At 54.2% G+C, this 21,316-nt stretch carries 22 protein-coding genes; 7 read left to right on the top strand and 15 right to left on the bottom strand.

The genetic code is table 11. From position 1 onward, the window contains the following. Positions 1-23 precede the first annotated feature (23 nt). The 4 genes from fdhE to fdnG are packed head-to-tail and all read right to left on the bottom strand — an operon-like array spanning position 24 to position 5,547. Positions 24-953 carry a formate dehydrogenase accessory protein FdhE gene (gene fdhE, locus OGX97_RS00385; protein WP_003028685.1) on the bottom strand — a complete coding sequence of 310 codons (930 nt, stop codon included), beginning with the start codon at positions 951-953 and terminating at the stop codon, positions 24-26. Continuing rightward, complete coding sequence (gene fdoI / locus OGX97_RS00380; protein ID WP_003028686.1) at positions 950-1,585, bottom strand: formate dehydrogenase cytochrome b556 subunit; 636 nt, start codon at positions 1,583-1,585, stop codon at positions 950-952. The genes fdhE and fdoI overlap by 4 nt, the downstream gene beginning before the upstream one ends. Beyond that, the gene (gene fdoH / locus OGX97_RS00375; protein ID WP_003825273.1) at positions 1,582-2,484 is read right to left on the bottom strand and encodes a formate dehydrogenase O subunit beta; all 903 of its coding nucleotides are present in this window, start codon (positions 2,482-2,484) and stop codon (positions 1,582-1,584) included. The genes fdoI and fdoH overlap by 4 nt, the downstream gene beginning before the upstream one ends. Positions 2,485-2,496: 12 nt before the next feature. Next, positions 2,497-5,547, bottom strand: a complete 3,051-nt coding sequence (fdnG, locus tag OGX97_RS00370; protein ID WP_100247862.1) for a formate dehydrogenase-N subunit alpha — start codon at positions 5,545-5,547, stop codon at positions 2,497-2,499. Positions 5,548-5,741: 194 nt separating this feature from the next. Between fdnG and fdhD the strand changes: the two genes are divergently transcribed. Then, complete coding sequence (gene fdhD / locus OGX97_RS00365; RefSeq protein ID WP_071692610.1) at positions 5,742-6,578, top strand: formate dehydrogenase accessory sulfurtransferase FdhD; 837 nt, start codon at positions 5,742-5,744, stop codon at positions 6,576-6,578. Here fdhD and OGX97_RS00360 read toward each other — a convergent pair. Both OGX97_RS00360 and OGX97_RS00355 read right to left on the bottom strand, forming a co-directional pair. Further along, on the bottom strand, positions 6,545-7,051 hold the full coding sequence (locus tag OGX97_RS00360; protein ID WP_032945569.1) for a YgjV family protein: 507 nt from the start codon (positions 7,049-7,051) through the stop codon (positions 6,545-6,547). The two genes, fdhD and OGX97_RS00360, sit on opposite strands and share 34 nt — an antisense overlap. Before the next feature lie 58 nt (positions 7,052-7,109). Continuing rightward, positions 7,110-7,631, bottom strand: coding sequence for a Crp/Fnr family transcriptional regulator (locus tag OGX97_RS00355; RefSeq protein WP_125363050.1), 522 nt, complete (start codon positions 7,629-7,631; stop codon positions 7,110-7,112). Positions 7,632-7,760: 129 nt separating this feature from the next. On the opposite strand from OGX97_RS00355, the gene OGX97_RS00350 reads away from it, so the two are divergent. Beyond that, on the top strand, positions 7,761-7,973 hold the full coding sequence (locus tag OGX97_RS00350; RefSeq protein ID WP_003825262.1) for a DUF1471 domain-containing protein: 213 nt from the start codon (positions 7,761-7,763) through the stop codon (positions 7,971-7,973). Positions 7,974-8,015: 42 nt separating this feature from the next. Here OGX97_RS00350 and OGX97_RS00345 read toward each other — a convergent pair whose 3' ends face one another. Both OGX97_RS00345 and OGX97_RS00340 read right to left on the bottom strand, forming a co-directional pair. Next, on the bottom strand, positions 8,016-8,339 hold the full coding sequence (locus tag OGX97_RS00345; protein ID WP_003825260.1) for an AzlD domain-containing protein: 324 nt from the start codon (positions 8,337-8,339) through the stop codon (positions 8,016-8,018). Next, the gene (locus tag OGX97_RS00340; protein WP_003825259.1) at positions 8,339-8,998 is read right to left on the bottom strand and encodes an AzlC family ABC transporter permease; all 660 of its coding nucleotides are present in this window, start codon (positions 8,996-8,998) and stop codon (positions 8,339-8,341) included. The genes OGX97_RS00345 and OGX97_RS00340 overlap by 1 nt, the downstream gene beginning before the upstream one ends. Positions 8,999-9,099: 101 nt before the next feature. Between OGX97_RS00340 and OGX97_RS00335 the strand changes: the two genes are divergently transcribed. Beyond that, positions 9,100-9,648: a helix-turn-helix domain-containing protein gene (locus tag OGX97_RS00335; RefSeq protein ID WP_003825255.1), complete on the top strand. Its 549-nt coding sequence runs from the start codon at positions 9,100-9,102 to the stop codon at positions 9,646-9,648. 83 nt (positions 9,649-9,731) lie between these two features. On the opposite strand, the gene rhaM is transcribed toward OGX97_RS00335, so the two are convergent. The 5 genes from rhaM to rhaB all read right to left on the bottom strand — a co-directional run bounded on the left by rhaM (position 9,732) and on the right by rhaB (position 14,962). Continuing rightward, positions 9,732-10,046 carry an L-rhamnose mutarotase gene (rhaM, locus tag OGX97_RS00330; RefSeq protein WP_008787008.1) on the bottom strand — a complete coding sequence of 105 codons (315 nt, stop codon included), beginning with the start codon at positions 10,044-10,046 and terminating at the stop codon, positions 9,732-9,734. Next, positions 10,043-11,191: a lactaldehyde reductase gene (fucO, locus tag OGX97_RS00325; RefSeq protein WP_020996115.1), complete on the bottom strand. Its 1,149-nt coding sequence runs from the start codon at positions 11,189-11,191 to the stop codon at positions 10,043-10,045. Before fucO ends, rhaM begins: the two co-directional genes overlap by 4 nt. A gap of 74 nt (positions 11,192-11,265) precedes the next feature. Further along, on the bottom strand, positions 11,266-12,093 hold the full coding sequence (gene rhaD, locus OGX97_RS00320; RefSeq protein WP_008787010.1) for a rhamnulose-1-phosphate aldolase: 828 nt from the start codon (positions 12,091-12,093) through the stop codon (positions 11,266-11,268). Positions 12,094-12,236: 143 nt separating this feature from the next. After that, positions 12,237-13,496, bottom strand: coding sequence for an L-rhamnose isomerase (gene rhaA, locus OGX97_RS00315; protein ID WP_008787011.1), 1,260 nt, complete (start codon positions 13,494-13,496; stop codon positions 12,237-12,239). Continuing rightward, positions 13,493-14,962, bottom strand: coding sequence for a rhamnulokinase (gene rhaB, locus OGX97_RS00310; protein WP_235125942.1), 1,470 nt, complete (start codon positions 14,960-14,962; stop codon positions 13,493-13,495). Before rhaB ends, rhaA begins: the two co-directional genes overlap by 4 nt. A 303-nt stretch (positions 14,963-15,265) precedes the next feature. Here rhaB and rhaS point away from each other — a divergent pair, with 303 nt between their 5' ends. Continuing rightward, positions 15,266-16,114: an HTH-type transcriptional activator RhaS gene (gene rhaS / locus OGX97_RS00305; RefSeq protein WP_008787013.1), complete on the top strand. Its 849-nt coding sequence runs from the start codon at positions 15,266-15,268 to the stop codon at positions 16,112-16,114. Positions 16,115-16,261: 147 nt separating this feature from the next. Then, complete coding sequence (rhaR, locus tag OGX97_RS00300) at positions 16,262-17,110, top strand: HTH-type transcriptional activator RhaR (RefSeq protein ID WP_048215191.1); 849 nt, start codon at positions 16,262-16,264, stop codon at positions 17,108-17,110. Here rhaR and rhaT read toward each other — a convergent pair. Beyond that, a complete protein-coding gene (gene rhaT / locus OGX97_RS00295) occupies positions 17,107-18,141 on the bottom strand; it encodes an L-rhamnose/proton symporter RhaT (protein WP_003825242.1) in 1,035 nt (344 codons plus the stop codon). The genes rhaR and rhaT overlap by 4 nt on opposite strands. Before the next feature lie 289 nt (positions 18,142-18,430). Here rhaT and sodA point away from each other — a divergent pair, with 289 nt between their 5' ends. Next, positions 18,431-19,051, top strand: coding sequence for a superoxide dismutase [Mn] (sodA, locus tag OGX97_RS00290; RefSeq protein ID WP_003825239.1), 621 nt, complete (start codon positions 18,431-18,433; stop codon positions 19,049-19,051). A 233-nt stretch (positions 19,052-19,284) separates the two neighbouring features. After that, positions 19,285-20,268, top strand: a complete 984-nt coding sequence (gene kdgT / locus OGX97_RS00285) for a 2-keto-3-deoxygluconate transporter (RefSeq protein WP_020996114.1) — start codon at positions 19,285-19,287, stop codon at positions 20,266-20,268. A gap of 41 nt (positions 20,269-20,309) precedes the next feature. Here kdgT and OGX97_RS00280 read toward each other — a convergent pair whose 3' ends face one another. Continuing rightward, positions 20,310-21,206, bottom strand: coding sequence for a dihydrodipicolinate synthase family protein (locus tag OGX97_RS00280; RefSeq protein ID WP_125363048.1), 897 nt, complete (start codon positions 21,204-21,206; stop codon positions 20,310-20,312). Positions 21,207-21,316 lie beyond the last annotated feature (110 nt).

Below are 21,316 nucleotides of genomic sequence, written 5' to 3'. Positions count from 1 at the left end.
TTGCCGGGGGAAGATCTTAAAACTTACTCCCCTTCACCCGGGAACAGGAACGGGTTGATGGAGCTGCGGGCAAAGCCCTCTTGCTCCATGTGCGCGTCCAGCATCAGTGAAGCGAGATCGTCAGCCACGGCTTCAACTTTAGGGTCTTTTTCCTGATAGAGAATCTTCAGGTAAGTCCCACAGTCGCCGCAGCTTTCAGCTTTAATTGCCGCCTGTTCGTTATCCAGCGACCAGTAGTTCAAATCACGGCTTTGCTCGCAGTTGCTGCATTTCACGCGTACCACGTGCCACTCGGTTTCGCACAGGTTGCAGTGCAGATAGCGCAGCCCCTGAGTGGTACCGATTTGCACCATGCTGGAGACCGGCATTGAACCACACACCGGGCAGTACTGACGCTGTTCGCCGTATTCCGCACGGGCTTTGCCGGGGATCAGGCTTGCCATCTGCGCCCAGTAGAGCGACAGGGCAGCCCAAATAAACGGCGCTTTATCGCTGCTGACGGAGGCGAAATCAGAGGCAAACAGCGCGCTGGCCATCAGCTCCAGTTCCTGCTCTGAGGCTTTTTCCAGATTTTCGATCACGGCAAGCGCAGGACCGCTCATTTCTGGTTTCAGCTCAGCAATTAACGACTGCAGCAGTTTTTGCCAGTGCTTGTCGCGTGGCAGAACGTGGATATCCAGCGGCGGTTTGCCCTGATCGTTCGCTTCTTTGATGCGAGCGGTCAGATCCATCTGCAGCGGATGGTCGTACAACACCACTTCCTGCGCGTGTGCGATCAGCGCGGCAAAGCGCAGATAATCGCCCAGCGGGTTGTTCTCGGCCAACTCGCGCAGGCGCTCAGCGCGGCGGTTATACAAATTTTTGAGTCTGGGGAATAATAACGGCGGAATCATATCCGCCGTGCGTTTCTCGCTCTTCTCCAGCTCATCTTGCGGGATTATGCGAATACTCATTCAGATGACTTTTCCTGTTTCTGGCGGACTTCACGGTACCAGCGCGGGTGATGTTTCTTCGCCCATGAACTGGTAACCCATCCTTCCACCATCGCGGTAATGGTGCCTTTCACCCAAAGGGCGGCGTAAATGTGCACCATGATAACCACAATTAACGCTACTGCGGCAAATGAATGCAGCATTAACGCGAATCGGATCACCGGGATTGAGAAAGCAGGCGCAAAATACGGACGCCAGATGACCACTCCGCTCACCAGCAACAGGACCAGGAAGATAATCGCCGCCCAGAATACGCATTTCTGGCCGAAGTTATAACGTCCCGTGTCACCTACTTCCTCGTTGACGACAATCTTACGAATATTCTTCGCCCAAAAGATATCATCCCGATTGATTAGATTGTGGTGCCAGTAACGGAAAAACATGATGATAAACGAGGCAAACATGATCACGCCGACAAACGGGTGCACAATTCGCGCCAGTTGTGGAGTGCCCATGATGTGCATCAGCCAGTTAAAAGACGGGAAGAGAAAGCCCATCCCGCTCACCGCCGCCAGAATGAAGCAGAAGGCGGTGATCCAGTGGTTGATGCGTTCCGGCGCCGTGTAGCGCACGATGGTGTCACGTCGTTTCATTTGCGCACCTCGTCGTCTTTTTCATGCAGATTGTCTTCTTCCTCTTCCGCACGGTTCGGGCCTACGCCGACGTAGTGGAAGATGCTGGCCGCAAATGTCGCTGCAAAGCCGACGGCTGCGAGGGGTTTCCAGATGCCTTTCCAGAACTTAACGGTAGCGCTGATCTCCGGGTTCTCCGGCAGGCCGTGATACAGATTTGGCTTGTCAGCATGGTGCAATACGTACATCACGTGCGTCCCGCCAACACCCGCCGGATCGTACAGACCCGCGTTTTCGTAACCACGCGTTTTCAGCTCCGCCACGCGCTCGCCTGCCAGCGTTTTCATTGACTCTTTGGTGCCGAAATGAATGGCGCCGGTTGGGCAGGTTTTCACGCAGGCCGGTTCTTGCCCGACCACAACACGGTCAACGCACAACGTACATTTGTAGACGCGGTTGTCTTCCGGATTGAGGCGCGGCACGTCGAACGGGCAGCCCGCGATGCAGTAGCCACAGCCGATGCACTGCTCAGACTGGAAGTCGACGATACCGTTGGCATACTGAATGATTGCGCCTTCAGCCGGACACGCCTTCAGGCAGCCCGGATCGGCGCAGTGCATACAGCCATCCTTGCGGATAAGCCATTCCAGTTTGTCGTTTTGTTCCACTTCCGAGAAGCGCATCACCGTCCAGGATTTGGCGGTCAAATCAGCCGGGTTGTCGTACACCCCAACGTTGTTGCCCACTTCATCACGGATGTCGTTCCATTCAGAACACGCCACCTGACACGCTTTACAGCCGATACAGGTGGTGACGTCGATAAGCTTCGCCACTTCTTCCTGATGGTCCCGCGCCTGAGGCGCGGGGGTGAAACCGTTAGTGGCGGAACGACGAATGATGTCTTGCGATTGATAAGCCATAGGTCGTCTCCGTTACACCTTTTCCACGTTCACGAGGAAGGACTTAAATTCCGGCGTCTGCGTGTTCGCATCACCGACGAATGGCGTTAACGTGTTAGCGATAAAGCCTTTTTTCGCCACACCTTCGTAGCCCCAGTGAATCGGAATACCGATAGTGTCGATATCCTTACCGTTAGCCTTCAGCGTGCGAATACGTTTGGTCACCACCGCCTTGGCCTTAATGTAGCCGCGATTAGAGGAGACTTTGACGGTATCGCCGTGGGAGATACCGAGCTTATTCGCCAGCTTCTCGCCAATTTCCACAAACTGTTCCGGCTGAGCGATGGCATTCAGCAGCGCATGCTTGGTCCAGTAGTGGAAGTGCTCGGTCAGACGGTAGGTTGTACCGACGTACGGGAACTTATCTGCTTTACCCAGTGCTTCTTCGTCACCTTTAAAGATCCGCGCGGCAGGGTTAGAGATTACGTTCGGGTGCAGCGGGTTAGTCCCCAGCGGTGTTTCAAACGGCTCGTAGTGTTCCGGGAACGGACCTTCCGCCATCTTATCGATAGCAAACAGGCGTCCCATCCCTTCCGGCTGCATGATGAACGGCCCTACGTTGCTGCCAGGTGCGGCGGCACTGTAGTCCGGAATATCCATCCCGCTCCACTTCGCCCCATCCCATTTCAGGATCTGACGTTTTGGATCCCACGGATTCCCCTGCGGATCAGCGGAGGCGCGGTTATACAGAATGCGTCGGTTAAGCGGCCATGCCCAGGCCCAGCCCAGCGTATTACCAAGGCCTGACGGGTCGGCGTTATCGCGACGTGCCATCTGGTTGCCTTCCGGCGTCCAGCTACCGGCAAAAATCCAGCAGCCGCTGGAGGTCGTGCCATCGTCACGCAGTTGGGCGAACGAGCTAAGCTGTTGGCCTTTCTTGACGATAACCGCACCGGTTGCCGGGTCGGTAATGTCGGCCAGCGCTTTACCGTTGCTCTCCATCGCCACTTCTTCCGAAGCCGGTTCGTGCGGGGTGGAGTAGTTCCAGGTCATGCTCAGCACCTGTTCCGGGTTCGCGCCACCTTGCTCGGCATACATCTTGCGCAGGCGCAGGAAGATACCGGCGAGGATTTCGCCATCGGTAACGGCAATCCCCGGGGCATCAGCGCCTTTCCAGTGCCACTGCAGCCAGCGGCCGGAGTTGACGATAGAACCATTCTCTTCGGCGAAGCAGGTGGATGGCAGACGGAATACTTCGGTCTGGATTTTCGACGGATCAACATCGTTCGACTCACCGTGGTTCTGCCAGAAGGTGGAAGTCTCAGTGTTGAGTGGGTCGATAGTGACCAGGAACTTCAGTTTGGACAGTGAAGCCACAACTTTGTTTTTGTTCGGGAATGACGCGACCGGGTTAAAGCCCTGGCAGATATAGCCATTCACTTTGCCCTGATTCATCATCTCGAAGTACTGCAGGACGTCGTACCCTTTATCCCACTTCGGCAGCCAGTCGAAGCCCCAGCTGTTTTCCGCTGTCGCTTTATCGCCAAAGAAGGCTTTCATCATCGAAACGAAGAATTTCGGGTAGTTGCCCCAGTAGTTCACCTGACCTTCCAGCAACGGTTTTGGCGTGTTGGCGGCAAGGTAGGTTTGCAGGTCAGTCTGTTTCTCGCTTGGCAGCGTCATATAGCCTGGCAGGCTTTGTGACAGCAGGCCTAAGTCGGTCAGGCCCTGAATGTTGGAGTGACCGCGCAGGGCGTTAACACCGCCGCCTGCCATCCCCATGTTGCCAAGCAGCAACTGGATCATCGCCATGGTACGGATGTTCTGTGCACCCACGGAGTGTTGCGTCCAGCCCAGGGCGTACAGGAACGACGCGGTTTTATCTTTGGCGCTGGTTTCTGCGATGTACTCACAGACCTTCAGGAAGTCGGCCTTTGGCGTACCGCAGATGTTTTCTACGACGTCCGGCGTGTAGCGGGAGACGTGCTGTTTCAGCAGGTTCCACACGCAGCGCGGATGTTGCAGTGTGACGTCGCGTTTGGCGAAGCCTTTTTCATCCAGCTCGTAGTTCCAACTGGTTTTGTCATACTTGCGTTTGTCCGCGTCGTAGCCGGTGAACAGGCCATCTTCGAAACCGTAATCCTCACGCACGATCAGGCTGGCGTTGGTATAGGCCTCAGTGTATTCGCGGTTGAATTTTTCGTTGTTCAGCAGGTACAGCAAAACGCCTGACAGGAAAGCAATGTCAGTACCGGAACGAATTGGCGCATAGAAATCAGCCACCGCAGCGGTTCGCGTAAAGCGTGGATCGATAACAATCAGCTTCGCGCCGTTGTGAATTTTGGCTTCCATCGCCCAGCGGAATCCGACCGGGTGAGCTTCAGCGGCGTTACCGCCCATCACCACGACGAGGTTGGCGTTTTTAATGTCGACCCAGTGGTTGGTCATCGCACCGCGACCAAATGTTGGAGCAAGACTTGCTACCGTTGGTCCGTGTCAGACGCGTGCCTGGTTGTCGACCGCGAGCATACCGAGCGCGCGGGAGAATTTTTGCGTTAAATAGCCGGTTTCGTTACTGGAAGCGGAAGCACACAGCATTCCGGTGGAAAGCCAGCGGTTAACGGTTACGCCTTCAGCGTTTTGTGCAACGTAGTTAGCGTCGCGGTCTTCTTTCATCAGCTTAGCGATGCGGTCAAATGCCTCATCCCAGCTAATCTGTTGCCACTTATCTGAGCCTGGTGCGCGATATTCCGGGAATTTCAGGCGGCTTTCGGAGTGGATGAAGTCCACAAGTCCTGCCCCTTTCGGGCACAATGCGCCACGGTTCACCGGGTGATCCGGGTCCCCTTCGATATGGAAGATGGATGCTTTGGCGTTTTTTGCGCCGTCACCGAGGCTGTACATTAACAGTCCACAGCCAACGGAACAGTAAGTGCAGGTGTTACGGGTTTCGCGGGTGCGCAGCAGTTTATATTGCCGTGTTTCCGCGAGCGCTACGCCGGGTGCAAAGCCCAGTGCCGCTGCCGTGGTGCCTGCCATACCGCCAGCGCAGATCTTAAAGAACTGCCTTCTGCTGACCTGCATGGTTCGCTCCTTGTTTCGACATTGTCACGTTCCCTTCGCTTTTCTGTAACGCGAACGCGAGGGAAGTGGTTGTTATTTTTCTTTGCGGACGGGACCGCAAAGGTCCAGAATTGGGTGAATTTCCCTCCGTCCAGGAGGGATTTGTAAAGAATACCACAATGTTGGTATGCGTGTTCCAATATGGTTAAAAGAAAGTGAATAAGATTATTCAAGAAAACATCAAGAATGTGACATCTTCGACAGGATCGCGCCAGTTGACCCTCTGGAAGCGCGAGGATTTGCAACATCCTCAGCCTGATGAGGTAGCTGAAGAAGTGCCTGTTGCGCTGGTATACAACGGGATTTCGCACGTGGTGATGATGGCATCACCGAAAGATCTTGAGCACTTCGCGGTGGGTTTTTCACTTTCTGAAGGCATTATTGAGTCCCCGCAGGATATTTACGGAATGGACGTAGTGCCTTCCTGCAACGGATTGGAAGTGCAGGTTGAACTGTCCAGCCGTCGCTTTATGGGGCTGAAGGAGCGTCGTCGCGCGCTGGCCGGTCGCACCGGTTGCGGCGTTTGTGGCGTGGAGCAGCTCAATGACATTGGCAAGCCGGTCCAGCCGCTGCCGTTTACCCAGACATTCGATCTGGCGAATCTTGATAACGCTTTACGACATCTCAACGATTTTCAACCCGTGGGGCAACTGACAGGCTGCACGCACGCGGCTGCCTGGGTACAGCCGTCAGGTCATCTGGCGGGCGGGCATGAAGATGTTGGACGTCATGTTGCGTTGGATAAACTGCTGGGACGACGTGCAATCGAAGGGGAAACCTGGCAACAGGGCGCGGTATTAGTCTCCAGCCGTGCCAGTTATGAGATGGTGCAGAAATCGGCGATGTGCGGTGTGGAGATCCTGTTTGCTGTTTCTGCGGCGACAACGCTCGCCGTGGAAGTTGCCGAACGTTGTAACCTGACGCTGGTGGGTTTTTGCAAACCGGGCAGGGCGACGATCTATACGCATCCGCAACGTCTGGTCGCGCTGTGACGCCACCAGGCGGCCAGAATACTGCCGGAAAATGCCAGTTCCATGATTACGGCAACTGGCGAGCCAACAATCACATTGTTCAGCAGCCAACACAGGCTGCCGCACAAGGTGTATCCCCGTAATTTTCCGCTGCGTTTTTGAAATGACGCAAAGGTCATCAGCAGGCTTCCCATCAGCGGCAAAATACTCGACAGATTTTGCCAAAGATAAATGCTACACAGCAGCGACCCCAGCATAAATCCCCACATCACCCAGCGGTGAAAGGTGACGATGGCTGTCGCGTAGCGGCATGCGGCAATGATCATTAACCCAGCCGCAGCGTGTTGATCCAAAAGATAGAAATGGATAGCTAACAGAGACGTAGAACTGGTGAGCAGCGTTAAAGTGATAGCCCGGCGTTGAAAATGAAAAGCGGAAATATCCAGTAAGAAGCTGATGCCAGCCAGCATCTGAGAAAGAAGAAATGCGTTCATTGTGGTCGCCATCTATTAAAGAGTGACGGGACAATAATCGACGCATCACCGTAAGGCGTTAACCTTTGTTAAGACGCTGGCGAATACGGGACAGGCTAACGGGGGTAATGCCGATATAGCTGGCAAGATCGCGCTGGGTGAGCTGTGACTCCCAGTCCGGGAAGTGTGTTTGTACGTACTGATAGCGTTGCTCTGGGGTATTGAGCAGCAGCATTTGCTCTTTTTTCTCTTTGTAGATCAATTGCTGGACCAGTAGCTGAGTCTTAATATCCTGATTTTCCGGCGCATCAAGCAAAGCCAAGGGGATTTCAGTGGTTTCTCCCGCGGCGATCATTTGTAGGCTGTAATCGGCAGGTGTGTTAGTTAGCCAGTTCAGGTACAGAAAGCAGTATTCCCCGGCAAAGTAGAACTCTTTAACCCTTTCAACGCCGTTATCCGCGTGATAAACCGCACGAGCCACACCATGATGTAAAAGATGAATTTTACTTTGTAGTTCACCCTGACGAAGTAACCAATTACCCGCCGGTTGCGTTTTTCTACGGCTGCCAGCAAGCCATTGTGATTCCTGATTACGTAACATCTTATCTCTCAAATAATTTGAATAAGACTGGCAAATCCTTCCGCTTTCAGTTGTTCGGGTATCAGCCTATTATTTATCACATCAAGGCACGGTGCCTTACTCAAACAACTAAGTTAAAGGGTTTATATTATGAAAAGCATCAAAACTTTTGTCGCAGTTATCGCTCTGGCTACTTCTTTTGGTTCTTTCGCTGCTCAGACAGTGACCGCAACCGGTTCTACGCTGGAAAGCGCTGAAGCAAAAATCGCCGCTCAGGCTGAACGTGCGGGCGCCAGCGATTACAAAATCACTCAGGCATACACCGGTAACCGCGTGCACATGACCGCCGAACTGCTGAAATAAGATACCTTAGTACTGTCGAAAGAGCGCCCTTGAGGCGCTTTTTTAGTTTATACCCGCCATTCGCAGCAATGCGGTCACCACTGCGGCAGCGACGATCACCACGATTAGCGGCATCTTGCGCCAGGCGAGAAATACCGCAAAAGCCACGCCCAGCACGCGGGCCATGCCAGCGAAGTGTTCACCTTCGTAAAAGGTGGTCGCCAGCGCAACGGAGAACAGTAATACCGTTGCGGCGTCGGAAAGCAGCGCCTGCGAGCGTTCCGAGAACGCTAATCGGCTCCCAAGCTTCGCTCCTCCTAAACGCATTAAATACGTTCCCAGAGATAACATGGCGATACCGACGATAAACAGCGTCATGTTGCCCATTATTTTTTCCTCGTCAGTAAGCCAAACAGTGAGAGCAAAACAGGTAAACCGACCGGCGCAAAGGGGATGGCGGCAAGCGACAACCCGGCACCGCTACAGGCGCGAATCAGCGTGGTGCGATTTTTAAAGGCCGGGACCACTAAGGCTAATAAAATTGCAGGGAAGACGGCATCCAGACCGATGGTTTCCGGGGCGGGGAGCAGTTTGCCTACGCCCGCGCCGATCAGTGTGCCAACAGGCCAGAAAATTGCGACGCCCAGACCGCACAGCCAGAAGGCGGCTTTACGTTGTTCGGGCGTTTTTTGCGACAGGCCAAAGACTACGCTTTCGTCGTTCATGATATGACAGCCGAGGAAACTCGCAGCCCGGGAGCCCACCAGATCGCGCACCGTGACGCCAAACGGCACGTGTCTGGCGTTGACCAGTAAACCGGCAGCAGCCGCCGCCAGTGGGTTACCGCCGCTGGCGACGATACCGATAAACATAAACTCGGACGCACCCGCCAGTACCGTAATCGAAAGCACAAACGGTACCCACAGTGGGAAGCCGTAGGCCATCGCCAGCGAGCCGTATGACATGCCGACTACGCCGACGGCCAGACAGACTAAAAAAATTGCTTTTATCGTGTCGCCTTTGAGACTGGAAAAATAATGTTTCATACCGTTTTAGCCATATCGAACGAATTTCCATTATAATGAACGCGACCAGTTAATATTACAAGTCGAACGAATCGTTCGATATAAAGAACATGGAGTCGTGAATGACCCAGCCCATCAGTATGATCGCGAAAAGCCTTGTGCGTGAACGTCAGCGCACCGGTTTGTCATTGGCAGAGATTGCCCGTCGCGCAGGGATTGCAAAATCGACACTCTCGCAATTGGAAGCGGGCAATGGCAATCCTAGCCTGGAAACGCTCTGGTCGCTGTGTGTGGCGTTGGATATTCCCTTTGCGCGCCTGCTGGAGCCGCAGGAACAAAAAACGCAGGTGATTCGCCGCGGCGAAGGAACAAAGGTGGTGGCCGAGCAGGCCCACTATCAGGCCATTTTACTGGCCGCCTGCCCGCCGGGGGCGCGGCGGGATATCTATCTGCTGCTGACGCAGCCGGGCGCGGATCGTATTTCACAGCCGCATCCACCTGGATCGGTTGAACACATAATCGTGACGCAGGGTAAGGCGATGGTAGGATTGACGGAAGCGCCGGAGGAGTTAGGCGAGGGGGACTATATTTGTTACCCCGCCGATCGGGCGCATATTTTTAAAGCGCTGGAGCCTGACACTCAGGCGATTCTGGTTTCTGAGCAAAATTGAATTGCCGGATGGCGCTATCGCTTATCCGACCTACAAAAAATAAAACCGTAGGCCCGGTAAGCTTGCGCCACCGGGCATATAACTTACTGCAAATAAAACACTTCTTTTAGCTCTGCGCTAACCGGGCTGTTGTCCGGGTTTGCTGGCATTACGTCACGCATATGCTTCCACCAACGTTGGCAAACGTCGGTGCTGGCAACGGCATTCCAGCGTTCTTCGGACTCAATCTCAACGGTGGCGAACAGCAGATTGCGCACCTGATCGAGATAAATCGCGTAGTGATGGGCGCCGTGCTCTTTCAGCACCGCTTCCAGCTCTGGCCAGATGGGATTGTGCCGACGTTGATATTCAACGTGCGCGTCGGCATTCACCTGCATCACAAAGGCCTTGCGGATCATAACGCCTCCAGATACAGCTCGCGGACCTCGTCGCGGCTGGCGGTGCGCGGGTTGCATGGCGCACACGGATCGGCCAACGCTTTATCCAGCCAGCCTTCAATATCCTCTTTCGTCACGCCAAGGGAACTAAAGCCCGCAGGAATACCAACACGCTTGCTGAGTGCACGAATCGCGTTGATGGCCTCCATACTTGCCGCTTCATCGCTCATGTCACGGGTATCGACGCCCATCGCCTGCGCCACGCGGGCAAAGCGCGCTACGGCGTTCGGACGGTTAAAGTTTTCGATTACCGGCAGCAGGATGGCGTTGCAGACGCCGTGTGGCAGATTATGGGTTGCGCCCGGCTGGTGCGCCAGCGCATGCACCAGACCCAGACCAGCGCTGTTAAATGCCATCCCCGCCAGATACTGACCAAACGCCATTTGCTCACGAGCTTCGAGGTTATGACCGTCGTCGACCGCTTTTGGTAGCCACAGGTTGATCAGGCGAATCGCTTCCAGTGCGTTAGCGTCGGTGAGCGGATGAGCACCAACGGAAACATAGGCTTCCACCGCGTGGGTCAGGGCGTCCATACCGGTTGCGGCGGTGACGGAGGCCGGGATTTCCAGCATTACGCTGGCATCATCCACAGCGATGTCCGGGATGATATTCGGGTCGATGATCACCTCTTTAACCTTACGGGCAGAGTCGATAATGACCGCGTTGCTGGTCATCTCTGCTGCCGTACCGGCGGTAGTGTTGATGGCGACCAGCGGGACGCCAGCATTTTTCACTTTGCCCACGCCGGAGTAAGCGGTAGAAGGGCCAGGGTTGGCTGTCAGGATTTTCACCGCTTTGGCGGTATCGATCGGGCTGCCGCCACCGAAGGCGATGATGTAGTCACATTCTGCGTTCTGATAGGCTGCAAAACCTTTCTGTACCAGCTCTTCTGTCGGGTTCGGGAATACTTCATCAAACAAGTGGTAAGACATTTGATGTTTATCCAGCGCGGCAAACAGGCTATCCAGCAGGCCCAGTTTTACCAGTTGACCATCGGTGACGATCAGCGCTTTGCCCCATTGTTTATTCGCCACGAGATTCACCATATCGGCAATCGCGCCGGCGCCATGCAGGCTAATTTTTGGCAGTGCCAACATAAAGCTCATCACTATTCTCCTTAATAATAAAATCCTGTAGGCCGGATAAGGCGAAGCCGCATCCGGCGTTGAGTTGGGAGGTATCAGTACAGCTCTATGGCGCTTGCCAGCGGCGTAACACCAAAGCGTTTGCCAAGTGCGACCAGCTCTTCACGTGAGATGGTCTGCTTCATACCGCCCATCGAAAAGATTTTGACCAGAACTTCGGCGGATTTCTCTGCGGTATCTATCAAACCGAACGCTTCGTCGAGGGTAGGTCCGCTTCCGAACACGCCGTGGAACGGCCATAGTACCAGCGAGTGTTTCTGCATTTCCTCGGCGGTAGCCTGACCAATTTCATCTGTACCCGGCACCATCCACGGCAGAATGCCAACGCCATCCGGGAACACCACCAGGCACTCGGTGCTGCCTTCCCACAGCTTGCGGGTAATCAGCGCTGTGTTGTTTTCCAGTACGTAGGTCAGAGCGATCAGGTTGGTGGCATGGCAGTGCATGATCACGCGGTCTTTACCGTTCGTCGCTTTAATGCGTTCGCAGTGAGAGAGGAAGTGAGCCGGCAGTTCAGAGGTCGGCACGGCCTCGTGGGTCAGGCCCCAGAGGATGTGGTAGCCCGCACCGTCGCTGTCTATTTGTACCACGCCCAAGTTTGCCGCGGGATCGAGCTGGACGTTACGGAAAAACTTACCGGAACCGGTGACGATAAACGGTGTGTTTGCCAGCAGCGGCATCGGCTGACTTAGCGCAATATAGCGTGGTTTTTCGTGGAAATCGGCGCTAAACGGCGCGATATCTGCTTCATCAAGACGCAACGTCAGGTTGCCGCCATTACGCTCGTCCCAGCCTTTCAGCCACGCATCAGAAGTGGCTTTGATCATCCCCTGGACGAACCAGGAAGTCGTAATTTTTTGCATGTTCGGTGTTCCTGTTTATTGCCCGAACGTTATCGGGTCTTACGTAGGCCGGATAAGCGAAGCGCCATCCGGCAATCGTGTTTCATTTTTTGCCGGATGGCGACGCGGGGCGTCTTATCCGGCCTACAAGCCTGGCGTCACGGTTAGCTACGTTTGCTCAAAATCTCTTTTTCATAAGCGCGCACGCTGTCCAGCCACTGGCTGCCCGCAGGCGTGTCATGGCGCTGGCAATACATCTCCCAGACAGCCTGCCACGGCAGCGATTTTTGCTCTTCCAGCAGGGCCAGGCGTGCGGTGTAGTCGCCGCTGGCTTCGAGCTGACGCAGTTGCTCGGTGGGTTCTAACAGCGCGCGCAGCAGGGCTTTTTTCATATTGCGGGTGCCGATCACCCACGCGGCGATGCGGTTAATGGAAGCGTCGAAGAAGTCGAGGCCAATGTGTACGCGGTCAAACAGGTTGTGGCGAACGATCTCGCTGGCAATCGCCTGAGTTTCATCATCCAGCAGCACCACGTGATCGCTGTCCCAACGCACCGGACGACTGACGTGCAGCAGCAGGCGCGGTACATACAGCATGGCGGCGGAAATTTTGTCGGAGATCACTTCAGTCGGATGGAAGTGGCCCGCATCCAGACACAGTGCGGTCTGGCGGCTGGTGGCGTAACCCATGTAGAACTCGTTAGAGCCCACGGTGTAGCTTTCCGCACCGATGCCAAACAGCTTGCTTTCGACGGCATCGATATGGTGCGCCGGGTCGAGTTTCTCGCTGATCACTTCGTCCAGTGCGTCCAGCAGACGCTGGCGCGGCGCTAAACGGTCAACGGTGATGTCTTTCATGCCATCCGGGATCCAGATGTTCATCACCGATGGTGTACCCAACTGCTCGCCAAAATACGCCGAGACGCGACGGCTGGCTTTGCAGTGATCGATCCAGAACTGGCGAATGGTGTCGTCGGCGTGCGCCAGAGTGAAACCGTCGGCGCTCAGCGGGTGTGAGAAGCAGGATGGGTTGAAATCCAGCCCTAACTGGTTCGCTTTCGCCCACTCCACCCAGTTTTTAAAGTGCTCAGGTTTGATTTGGTCGCGTGCAACCGGCGTATCAGATTCCAGATAGATCGCGTGCAAATTCAGACGTTTTGGACCAGGAATCAGGCTCAGCGCCTGCTCCAGATCGGCCCGCAGTTCGGTGGCGTTACGCGCTTTACCCGGATAGTTACCGGTAGCCTGAATACCGCCAGTGAGCGAGCCTTCCGGGTTTTCGAAACCGGCGACATCATCGCCCTGCCAGCAGTGCATGGAGACCGGCAGACGATCGAGCTGGCGTAAGGCCGCCTCGACATCAATACCTACCGCGGCGAAACGCAGTTTTGCCAGTTCCCAGGCTTGTTCAAGTTGAGTGGTCATGCGCAAAGCTCCTTTGTCTGTCGTAGTGATTGAAACTGCGCCTGGTAGCGGGCAATTTCACTTTCAGGATTGGGAATGAAGGTGGTCAGTTCGTAGTTGGCGCGCACCACCTGACGGAAATCATCGACGTTGTTCAGCTCGTCCAGCGTCATCAGCTGGATGCCAATATTGCCGAGCGTGGAAGCCTCAATCGGCCCGGACATCACGCGAATGCCGCAGGCATCCGCACATAGCTGGTTCAGTAAGGTGTTCTGGCAGCCGCCACCGACAATGTGCAGTTGGCTAAATGCTGCACCACGCAGTTGTGCCAGTTCTTGCAGGATGTCGGCGTACAGCAACGCCAGGCTGTCGAAGATACAGCGCGCCAGTTCGGCGTTTTGCAGGGGAACGGGTTGGCCTGATTCACGGCATGCTGCCTGAATTTCTGCACTCATATCGTCGGGGTTGATAAAGCGATCGTCGTTCGGGTTTATCAGGAACTGGCAGGCTGGCAGCGCTTGCGTTTGGCTGATAAGCGTTGGCAGGTCGGTAATCTGGCGCTCTTTTAATACGCGCTGGAGCAGCCACAGCCCCATAATATTTTTCAGGACACGGTAGCGTCCTTCCGCGCCGCCTTCATTGGTGATATTCGCCGCCAGCGCCACATCGTTGGTATAAGGTGTTCTGCTCTCAAAGCCCATCAGCGACCAGGTCCCGGAAGAGAGATAGGCGCTGTTTTTGTCGGCCAGCGGAGAAGCAATGACCGCGCTGGCCGTGTCGTGACTGGCGACGGCGACAACCGGAATTTGGTTTTTCTGTGGGCAAATCCAGTGGCCGATCACGTTCCCTGGATGCGTCGGGCGACCAAACCAGGCTTTGTCTGCCCCGGTCCACGCCAGCAGTGTGTCATCCCAGTCGTCGGTATTGATATTGACGAGCTGGGTGGTGGTGGCGTTGGTGTATTCCCAGTTCATTTTGCCGGTCAGGCGAAAGCTGAAGTAGTCGGGGATCAGCAGGGCATGGGCCACCTGCGGGAGCAGTTCTGGCTGCTGTTCAACCAGCGCACGCAGTTGATACAGGGTGTTAAAGGGCAGAAACTGAATGCCGCTACGGCGGTAAATTTCACCTTTACCCGGCTGCTCCATCGCCTGCGCCATAATGCCGGTCGTGCGGCTGTCACGGTAAGAGACCGGCAGACCGACACGTTGACCGATGTTATCGATCAGAACGTAATCCACGCCCCAGGTATCAATGCCGATGCTGTCTATCCGAATGCCTTCATCGCAGACTTTTTTCAGGCCAAGACGAATATCGTTTTCCAGGCTGTCGATGTCCCAGGTGTCAAAACCGTCTGTTTTTTGCAGGCAGTTCATGAAGCGGTGGATTTCACGTAGCGTCAGGGAGCGGTGTTCACTGTCGTAACGCGCCAGCATTACGCGCCCACTGGATGCGCCGAGATCGACTGCGACACAATGGAGAAAAGTCATAGCGAGGTCCTTCTGAGTTTTATTGCACTCAGTCTAAGAACCCCAGATAACGCGTACCTTCTTGACAGTGACAGCCACAATTAGCGGCTGGCAACATGGCAAAGGTGAACGTGACGCTGTTCACAATTTCTATTAATAGGACCTGTTTTAGCGGATGTGACGCCTTCCGCAATTCGCGATCTTTCCCGCCATTTCTTGAAGAATTGACCGTGTTTACGCACTTTGGCGTCAAAAATTTAAGGTGAGGGTGATAACCCTTAATTACTATTCAGCCATGTTCATTTGATCGGGAAGGATGTCATCATGACGGTATTGCATTGCGTGGATTTTTTTCCGACAGGTAAAGCGCCAGTGGCTATTGAACCGCGGCTTCCTCAACCTGCGTTTCCAGAGCATCATCATGATTTTCATGAAATTGTTGTGGTCGAACATGGAACGGGGATCCATGTGTTCAATGGGCAGCCTTACACCATCAGCGGCGGTACAGTGTGTTTCGTTCGCGATCATGACCGGCATTTATATGAACATACTGACAATCTGTGCCTGACCAATGTGTTGTATCGCTCCCCGGATGCGTTTCAATTTCTGGCTGGGCTGAATCAGCTTTTACCTCAGGAACAGAACGGGCAGTATCCCTCCCACTGGCGGGTGAATCAGGGGGTGTTGCAGCAGGTTCGACAACTGGTGGGGCAGATGGAAGCGCTCGGTGAGGGGATGGATACACCAACGGCGGCAAATCGCGAGATCCTGTTTATGCAACTGCTGGTGCTGCTGCGTAAAAGCAGCCTGATGGAAGCAGCGACCGATAACGACGCGCGGCTTAACCTCCTGATGGCGTGGCTGGAAGATAACTTTGCCGACGAGGTGTGTTGGGAGGCGCTGGCCGAGAAGTTTTCCCTCTCTTTGCGCACTCTGCATCGCCAACTCAAACAGCAAACCGGATTGACGCCGCAGCGCTACCTTAACCGCTTGCGTCTGATCAAGGCCCGGCATCTGCTTCGCCACAGTGATGACAGTGTGACAGACATCGCTTATCTCTGCGGATTCGGCGACAGTAACCACTTTTCGACGCTTTTTCGTCGTGAGTTCAAGTGGTCACCACGCGATATTCGTCAGGGGCGCGATCTCGTTGTGGCAAGCCGCCTCCAGTAACGCGAAAGCTATCAACGTTTTTTACCGCCGAATCTCAGATAATCATGTCCCTTAACGCCGGATGGTGGCTACGCCTTATCCGGCCTACGTGTCACGTAATCTGTAGGTCGGATAAGGCGTAGCCGCCATCCGACAGGGAATATTGTGATGGCGAATCATCTGGTCCTTCTGAAATCAGACTTCTTTGCGCATGAGCAGCAGGCTGTGGCCGTGGCTGACCGTTATCCGCAGGATGTCTTTGCTGAGCATACCCACGAGTTTTGCGAGCTGGTTATGGTCTGGCGCGGTAATGGTCTGCATGTCCTTAACGATCGCCCGTACCGGATAACCCGTGGCGATCTGTTTTACATTCGCGCCGAAGATAAACACTCCTACACCTCCGTGAACGACCTGGTGTTGCAAAATATCATCTACTGCCCGGAGCGGTTGACGCTGAATGTTGACTGGCAAGGGGCGATCCCCGGATTTGACGGTACGCCGAGGCAGCCGCACTGGCGACTCGGCAGCGTTGGCATGAGCCAGGTCCGACAGGTGATAAGCCAGCTTGAGCATGAAAGCAATCAACGTGATGCACAGGCTTTTACCATGGCTGAACTGCTGTTCGGGCAGTTGGTGACACACCTTAAGCGGCATCGTTATGCCACGGATACGCTCCCGGCGACCTCCAGTGAAACGCTGCTGGATAAACTGATCACCGCATTAGCCGGTAGCCATGAGCATGCGTTTGAACTGGATACGTTTTGCGAGCGCGAACAATGCAGCGAGCGCGTTTTGCGCCAGCAGTTTCGCAGTCAGACCGGGATGACCATCAACCAGTATCTCCGCCAGGTGCGGGTTTGCCATGCGCAGTATCTGCTCAAACATAGTCGGTTGATGATTAGCGAGATTTCCATGCGCTGCGGCTTTGAGGACAGTAACTACTTTTCGGTGGTATTTACGCGGGAAACCGGGATGACGCCGAGCCAGTGGCGTCATCTCAGTACTCAGCATGCTTAGCTGGCCATTCCCAGACCGACAATGTTTGCCGCGACAATGATCACTACGCAGCCGAGGCTTAACACGCTGACCGGACGACGACCCGCGTTTTTCCACTCTTTCAATACCAGACCGACAATCCCGCCGCACAGAACATAGAAGCTCATGTGCAGCATCCAGCTTACATAGTCATACTGCGCCGGAATACGTGCGTGGCCCCAGGCGTAGAAGAAGAATTGCAGATACCACATCAAGCCACCAAGCGCAGAGAGCAGCACGTTAGTGATAATCAGCGGTTTGGCTAACGAGAAGTCGGCTTTTATCGACAAGTTCTTCACTTTTGCCAGACGAATGAAGCAGAAGCCCAGGTTAACAAGCGCGCCACCGCCCATAATAACCACATAGCTAGGCAGGGCGACATACAGCGGATCGACGCCCAACGCGGCGGCGGCATCGTGCATCGGTTTCGCCGCGTTCATCGCAAAGGACATCCCGGCGGAGAAAATACCGCACATGACGGCCAGAACCAGACCTTTTTTCAGGTTGAAATCTTCCGCTTTGATGCCCATTTTGCGTTCTTTTAACTGACCGGCACGGGTAACAATGCCCACACCAATCAGCGCGACCAGTACGCCAAGCAGCGTCATGCGGCCGCCAGAGGTATTGATCAGTACATCAAAATTGCCGTTGATAATCGGGGTCATCAGCGTGCCGACAATCAGCGTAATACCTATCGCAATCCCGATACCCATCGACATACCGAGATAGCGCATGGTCAGGCCATAGTTGATATTGCCAATCCCCCACATTGCACCAAACAGAAATACCGGCGCCAGCGTGGAGAGGCTGAAGGAGCTGAAGTAGGCCCAGAAATCGGGAAGTAACATGGCGCTGATGGTCCACGGCAGGATTATCCAGGAGACGATCCCGCCAACCGACCACATCGTTTCCCATGACCAATGTTTGACTTGCTTGAACGGGGCATAGAAACAGGCGGCACTGGCTGCCCCTATCAAATGCCAAAAGATACCCATCGTAATCGCGTTACTCATGACTTAATCCTCGTTATTTTTTATCGTCGGTAATGACCCCTCCGACCTAACGAGTTTAAAAATTACGCAGGTGGTTAACCTTTTGACGATTGCCGCCCTTTTGCGCATGTTGGCAATTATCACGTTAAGTGGGTGATTCGGCTCACATCTTTAACAATGGGTTTGATTCATTAAAACCCTGTAAAAAGTACGGCATTGATAATCATTTTCAATATCATTTAATTAACTATAATGACCCAACTGCTTACGCGGCGTTAACACTGGCCGCCCGACAATACTGGAGATGATTATGAGTTATACACTGCCATCCCTGCCGTACGCTTATGATGCCCTTGAACCGCACTTCGATAAGCAGACGATGGAAATCCACCACACCAAACACCACCAGGCTTACGTAAACAACGCCAACGCTGCGCTGGAAAGCCTGCCTGAATTCGCCAGCCTGTCCGTTGAAGAGCTGATCACCAAACTGGATCAACTGCCAGCAGACAAGAAAACCGTACTGCGTAACAACGCGGGCGGTCACGCTAACCACAGCCTGTTCTGGAAAGGCCTGAAAACCGGTACTACGCTGCAGGGCGACCTGAAAGCGGCTATCGAACGTGACTTCGGCTCCGTTGACAACTTCAAAGCTGAATTTGAAAAAGCAGCGGCAACCCGCTTTGGCTCCGGCTGGGCGTGGCTGGTTCTGAAAGGTGACAAACTGGCTGTTGTTTCCACCGCCAACCAGGATTCCCCGCTGATGGGTGAAGCTATCTCTGGCGCTTCCGGTTTCCCAATCGTGGGCCTGGACGTTTGGGAACACGCTTACTACCTGAAATTCCAGAACCGTCGCCCGGACTACATCAAAGAGTTCTGGAACGTCGTGAACTGGGACGAAGCTGCCGCGCGTTTCGCAGCAAAAAAATAAGTTCTACGCTTTAACAAAGCCCTGCAAGCGATGCTTGTGGGGTTTTTTTGTGATCAAACTCAATATAAAAACAATGATCCACTTAAATTGAAACAAGGTTTTATTGTGCGAGTGGGATCACTTTTATAGTCTCTATGAATGTCTATCTTCTTTTCATCAAGACGGGCGCATCTCAAAGCAAGATGCAATCGCCCATAAAAATTGCCCCATTTTTATGTCTACAGGTGATGGAAATGCAGATCAAACGTACGATAGAGAAAATCCCAGGCGGTATGATGCTGGTGCCGCTTTTCCTGGGCGCGTTGTGTCACACCTTTTCCCCCGGCGCCGGGAAATATTTCGGCTCTTTTACCAACGGTATGATCACCGGTACGGTGCCTATCCTGGCAGTCTGGTTCTTTTGCATGGGGGCGTCGATCAAGCTAAGCGCCACCGGCACCGTGCTGCGCAAATCAGGTACGTTAGTCATCACCAAGATTCTGGTGGCGTGGGTGGTTGCAGCGATTGCTTCACGCATTCTGCCGGAACATGGTGTAGAGGTCGGATTCTTCGCTGGGTTGTCTACGCTGGCGCTGGTGGCCGCGATGGATATGACCAACGGCGGGCTGTATGCCTCGATTATGCAGCAGTACGGCACCAAAGAAGAGGCCGGGGCGTTTGTCCTGATGTCGCTGGAGTCTGGCCCGCTGATGACCATGGTGATTCTGGGAACCGCCGGGATCGCGTCGTTTGAACCACACGTATTTGTTGGTGCGGTATTGCCGTTCCTGATTGGCTTTGCGCTGGGGAATCTGGACCCTGAACTGCGGGAGTTCTTCAGCAAAGCGGTGCAGACGCTGATCCCGTTCTTTGCCTTCGCATTAGGTAACACCATTGATTTGAGCGTGATTGCGCAGACCGGCGTGCTGGGTATTCTGCTGGGCGTGGCGGTGATTATCATCACTGGTATTCCATTGATTATCGCCGATAAACTGATTGGTGGTGGCGATGGTACGGCGGGGATTGCCGCTTCCAGTTCTGCGGGGGCGGCGGTTGCTACGCCTGTGCTGATTGCTGAAATGGTTCCGGCATTTAAACCGATGGCACCGGCAGCAACTTCCCTGGTCGCCACGTCGGTGATTGTGACCTCCATTCTGGTGCCGATTATCACGTCTATCTGGTCGAAAAGGGCCAAAGCAAGGGCGGCAGAAATTGATATTCGTGGCACCGTGAAGTAAGTCTCTTAAGCCGGATGGTCTGCACCATCCGGCTTAATTATTTACCCTTTGACGACAAACACCTCATCGATTGTTCGACACTCACTCTCGTTCAACTCTCCACCGGCATTACGTGACACGCTGGTACAATAGCCAAACTTACGCGATACCACGGTTTTGATGGTAGTGACAAAATCTTCGCCGATGGCATAGATGGACATGTAGGTGCCAATCTGGTCCTGAATATCGCGAAGCGCTGCCAGGTCTCCCTGTTTGAACGCTTCCCGCGCGCTGACAAACAGTTCCGGCATGACGTTGTTCAACCCTGAAATAATCCCCGCGCCACCTGCTAACAGGTTGGGAATGTAGTATTCGTCATAGCCGGACAGCACGGCAAAATCCTCCCGCACGGCGCGGGTGGTCTGAATCATACTGCGGGTATGGGACTGGCAGTCGACGGTGTCTTTAATGCCAGCGAAATTCGGGAACTCGGCGGCGAGGGTGGCTACCAGTTCGGGGGTTAAATCGCAGCCGGTGCGTGCCGGGAAGTTATAAGCAAACCATTTGCCGCTGAGTTTCTGCCCCAACTGACGGAAGTAGCTCAGCAGCTGTTTCGCCGTTTGTCCGTAGTAGTAGGGCGGCAGGATCATCACGGCATCGTAACCTGAGCGATACGCTTCCTGCGCCATCAATAAAACATCATTCTGGCAGGTGGATGAGACGTTGGCGACCATCTTCAGCGAGCTCATGGCGCGGGCCTCGCGGATCAGCAGCAGTCTTTCTTCGAGCGTGAAGGAGGCAAATTCCCCGATGCTGCCCATCAGCAAAATCACGTCGATTTTGGCCTCGGTAAGGCGTTTGAGATGCTGGCTTAGACCGTTGAGATCGATCTTGCCATCATTGTCCATTGGCGTAATGGAAGGACACCAGACGCCAGCAAATTGCGATTGACCAGTCACGTTGTCGACTCCTTATTTGAAATGATGTTTCAAAACCAGATTGCATTGATAGCATGTGTCCCTAAGTTTCATGTGAACCGTGCTCTCATTTTGAGCGACTGGGGTAAAAT

It is taken from the genome of Citrobacter sp. Cpo061 (assembly GCF_030332845.1).
GTDB classification, from domain to species: domain Bacteria; phylum Pseudomonadota; class Gammaproteobacteria; order Enterobacterales; family Enterobacteriaceae; genus Citrobacter; species Citrobacter portucalensis.
This window is presented reverse-complemented; position numbering and strand designations above follow the sequence as displayed.

Excerpts from the sequence above, each read along its gene's own strand:
- rhaM (WP_008787008.1), bottom strand. The coding sequence starts at position 10,046 with ATGATCCGCAAGGCCTTTGTGATGCAGGTGAATGCCGACGCGCACGTT.
- fdoI (WP_003028686.1), bottom strand. The coding sequence starts at position 1,585 with ATGAAACGACGTGACACCATCGTGCGCTACACGGCGCCGGAACGCATC.
- OGX97_RS00360 (WP_032945569.1), bottom strand. The coding sequence starts at position 7,051 with ATGAACGCATTTCTTCTTTCTCAGATGCTGGCTGGCATCAGCTTCTTA.
- rhaD (WP_008787010.1), bottom strand. The coding sequence starts at position 12,093 with ATGCAAAAAATTACGACTTCCTGGTTCGTCCAGGGGATGATCAAAGCC.
- OGX97_RS00355 (WP_125363050.1), bottom strand. The coding sequence starts at position 7,631 with ATGTTACGTAATCAGGAATCACAATGGCTTGCTGGCAGCCGTAGAAAA.
- kdgT (WP_020996114.1), top strand. The coding sequence starts at position 19,285 with ATGCAGATCAAACGTACGATAGAGAAAATCCCAGGCGGTATGATGCTG.
- rhaT (WP_003825242.1), bottom strand. The coding sequence starts at position 18,141 with ATGAGTAACGCGATTACGATGGGTATCTTTTGGCATTTGATAGGGGCA.
- fdhE (WP_003028685.1), bottom strand. The coding sequence starts at position 953 with ATGAGTATTCGCATAATCCCGCAAGATGAGCTGGAGAAGAGCGAGAAA.
- OGX97_RS00335 (WP_003825255.1), top strand. The coding sequence starts at position 9,100 with ATGACCCAGCCCATCAGTATGATCGCGAAAAGCCTTGTGCGTGAACGT.
- fdoH (WP_003825273.1), bottom strand. The coding sequence starts at position 2,484 with ATGGCTTATCAATCGCAAGACATCATTCGTCGTTCCGCCACTAACGGT.
- OGX97_RS00350 (WP_003825262.1), top strand. The coding sequence starts at position 7,761 with ATGAAAAGCATCAAAACTTTTGTCGCAGTTATCGCTCTGGCTACTTCT.
- sodA (WP_003825239.1), top strand. The coding sequence starts at position 18,431 with ATGAGTTATACACTGCCATCCCTGCCGTACGCTTATGATGCCCTTGAA.
- rhaA (WP_008787011.1), bottom strand. The coding sequence starts at position 13,496 with ATGACCACTCAACTTGAACAAGCCTGGGAACTGGCAAAACTGCGTTTC.
- fucO (WP_020996115.1), bottom strand. The coding sequence starts at position 11,191 with ATGAGCTTTATGTTGGCACTGCCAAAAATTAGCCTGCATGGCGCCGGC.
- rhaR (WP_048215191.1), top strand. The coding sequence starts at position 16,262 with ATGGCGAATCATCTGGTCCTTCTGAAATCAGACTTCTTTGCGCATGAG.
- OGX97_RS00345 (WP_003825260.1), bottom strand. The coding sequence starts at position 8,339 with ATGGGCAACATGACGCTGTTTATCGTCGGTATCGCCATGTTATCTCTG.
- rhaS (WP_008787013.1), top strand. The coding sequence starts at position 15,266 with ATGACGGTATTGCATTGCGTGGATTTTTTTCCGACAGGTAAAGCGCCA.
- rhaB (WP_235125942.1), bottom strand. The coding sequence starts at position 14,962 with ATGACTTTTCTCCATTGTGTCGCAGTCGATCTCGGCGCATCCAGTGGG.
- OGX97_RS00340 (WP_003825259.1), bottom strand. The coding sequence starts at position 8,998 with ATGAAACATTATTTTTCCAGTCTCAAAGGCGACACGATAAAAGCAATT.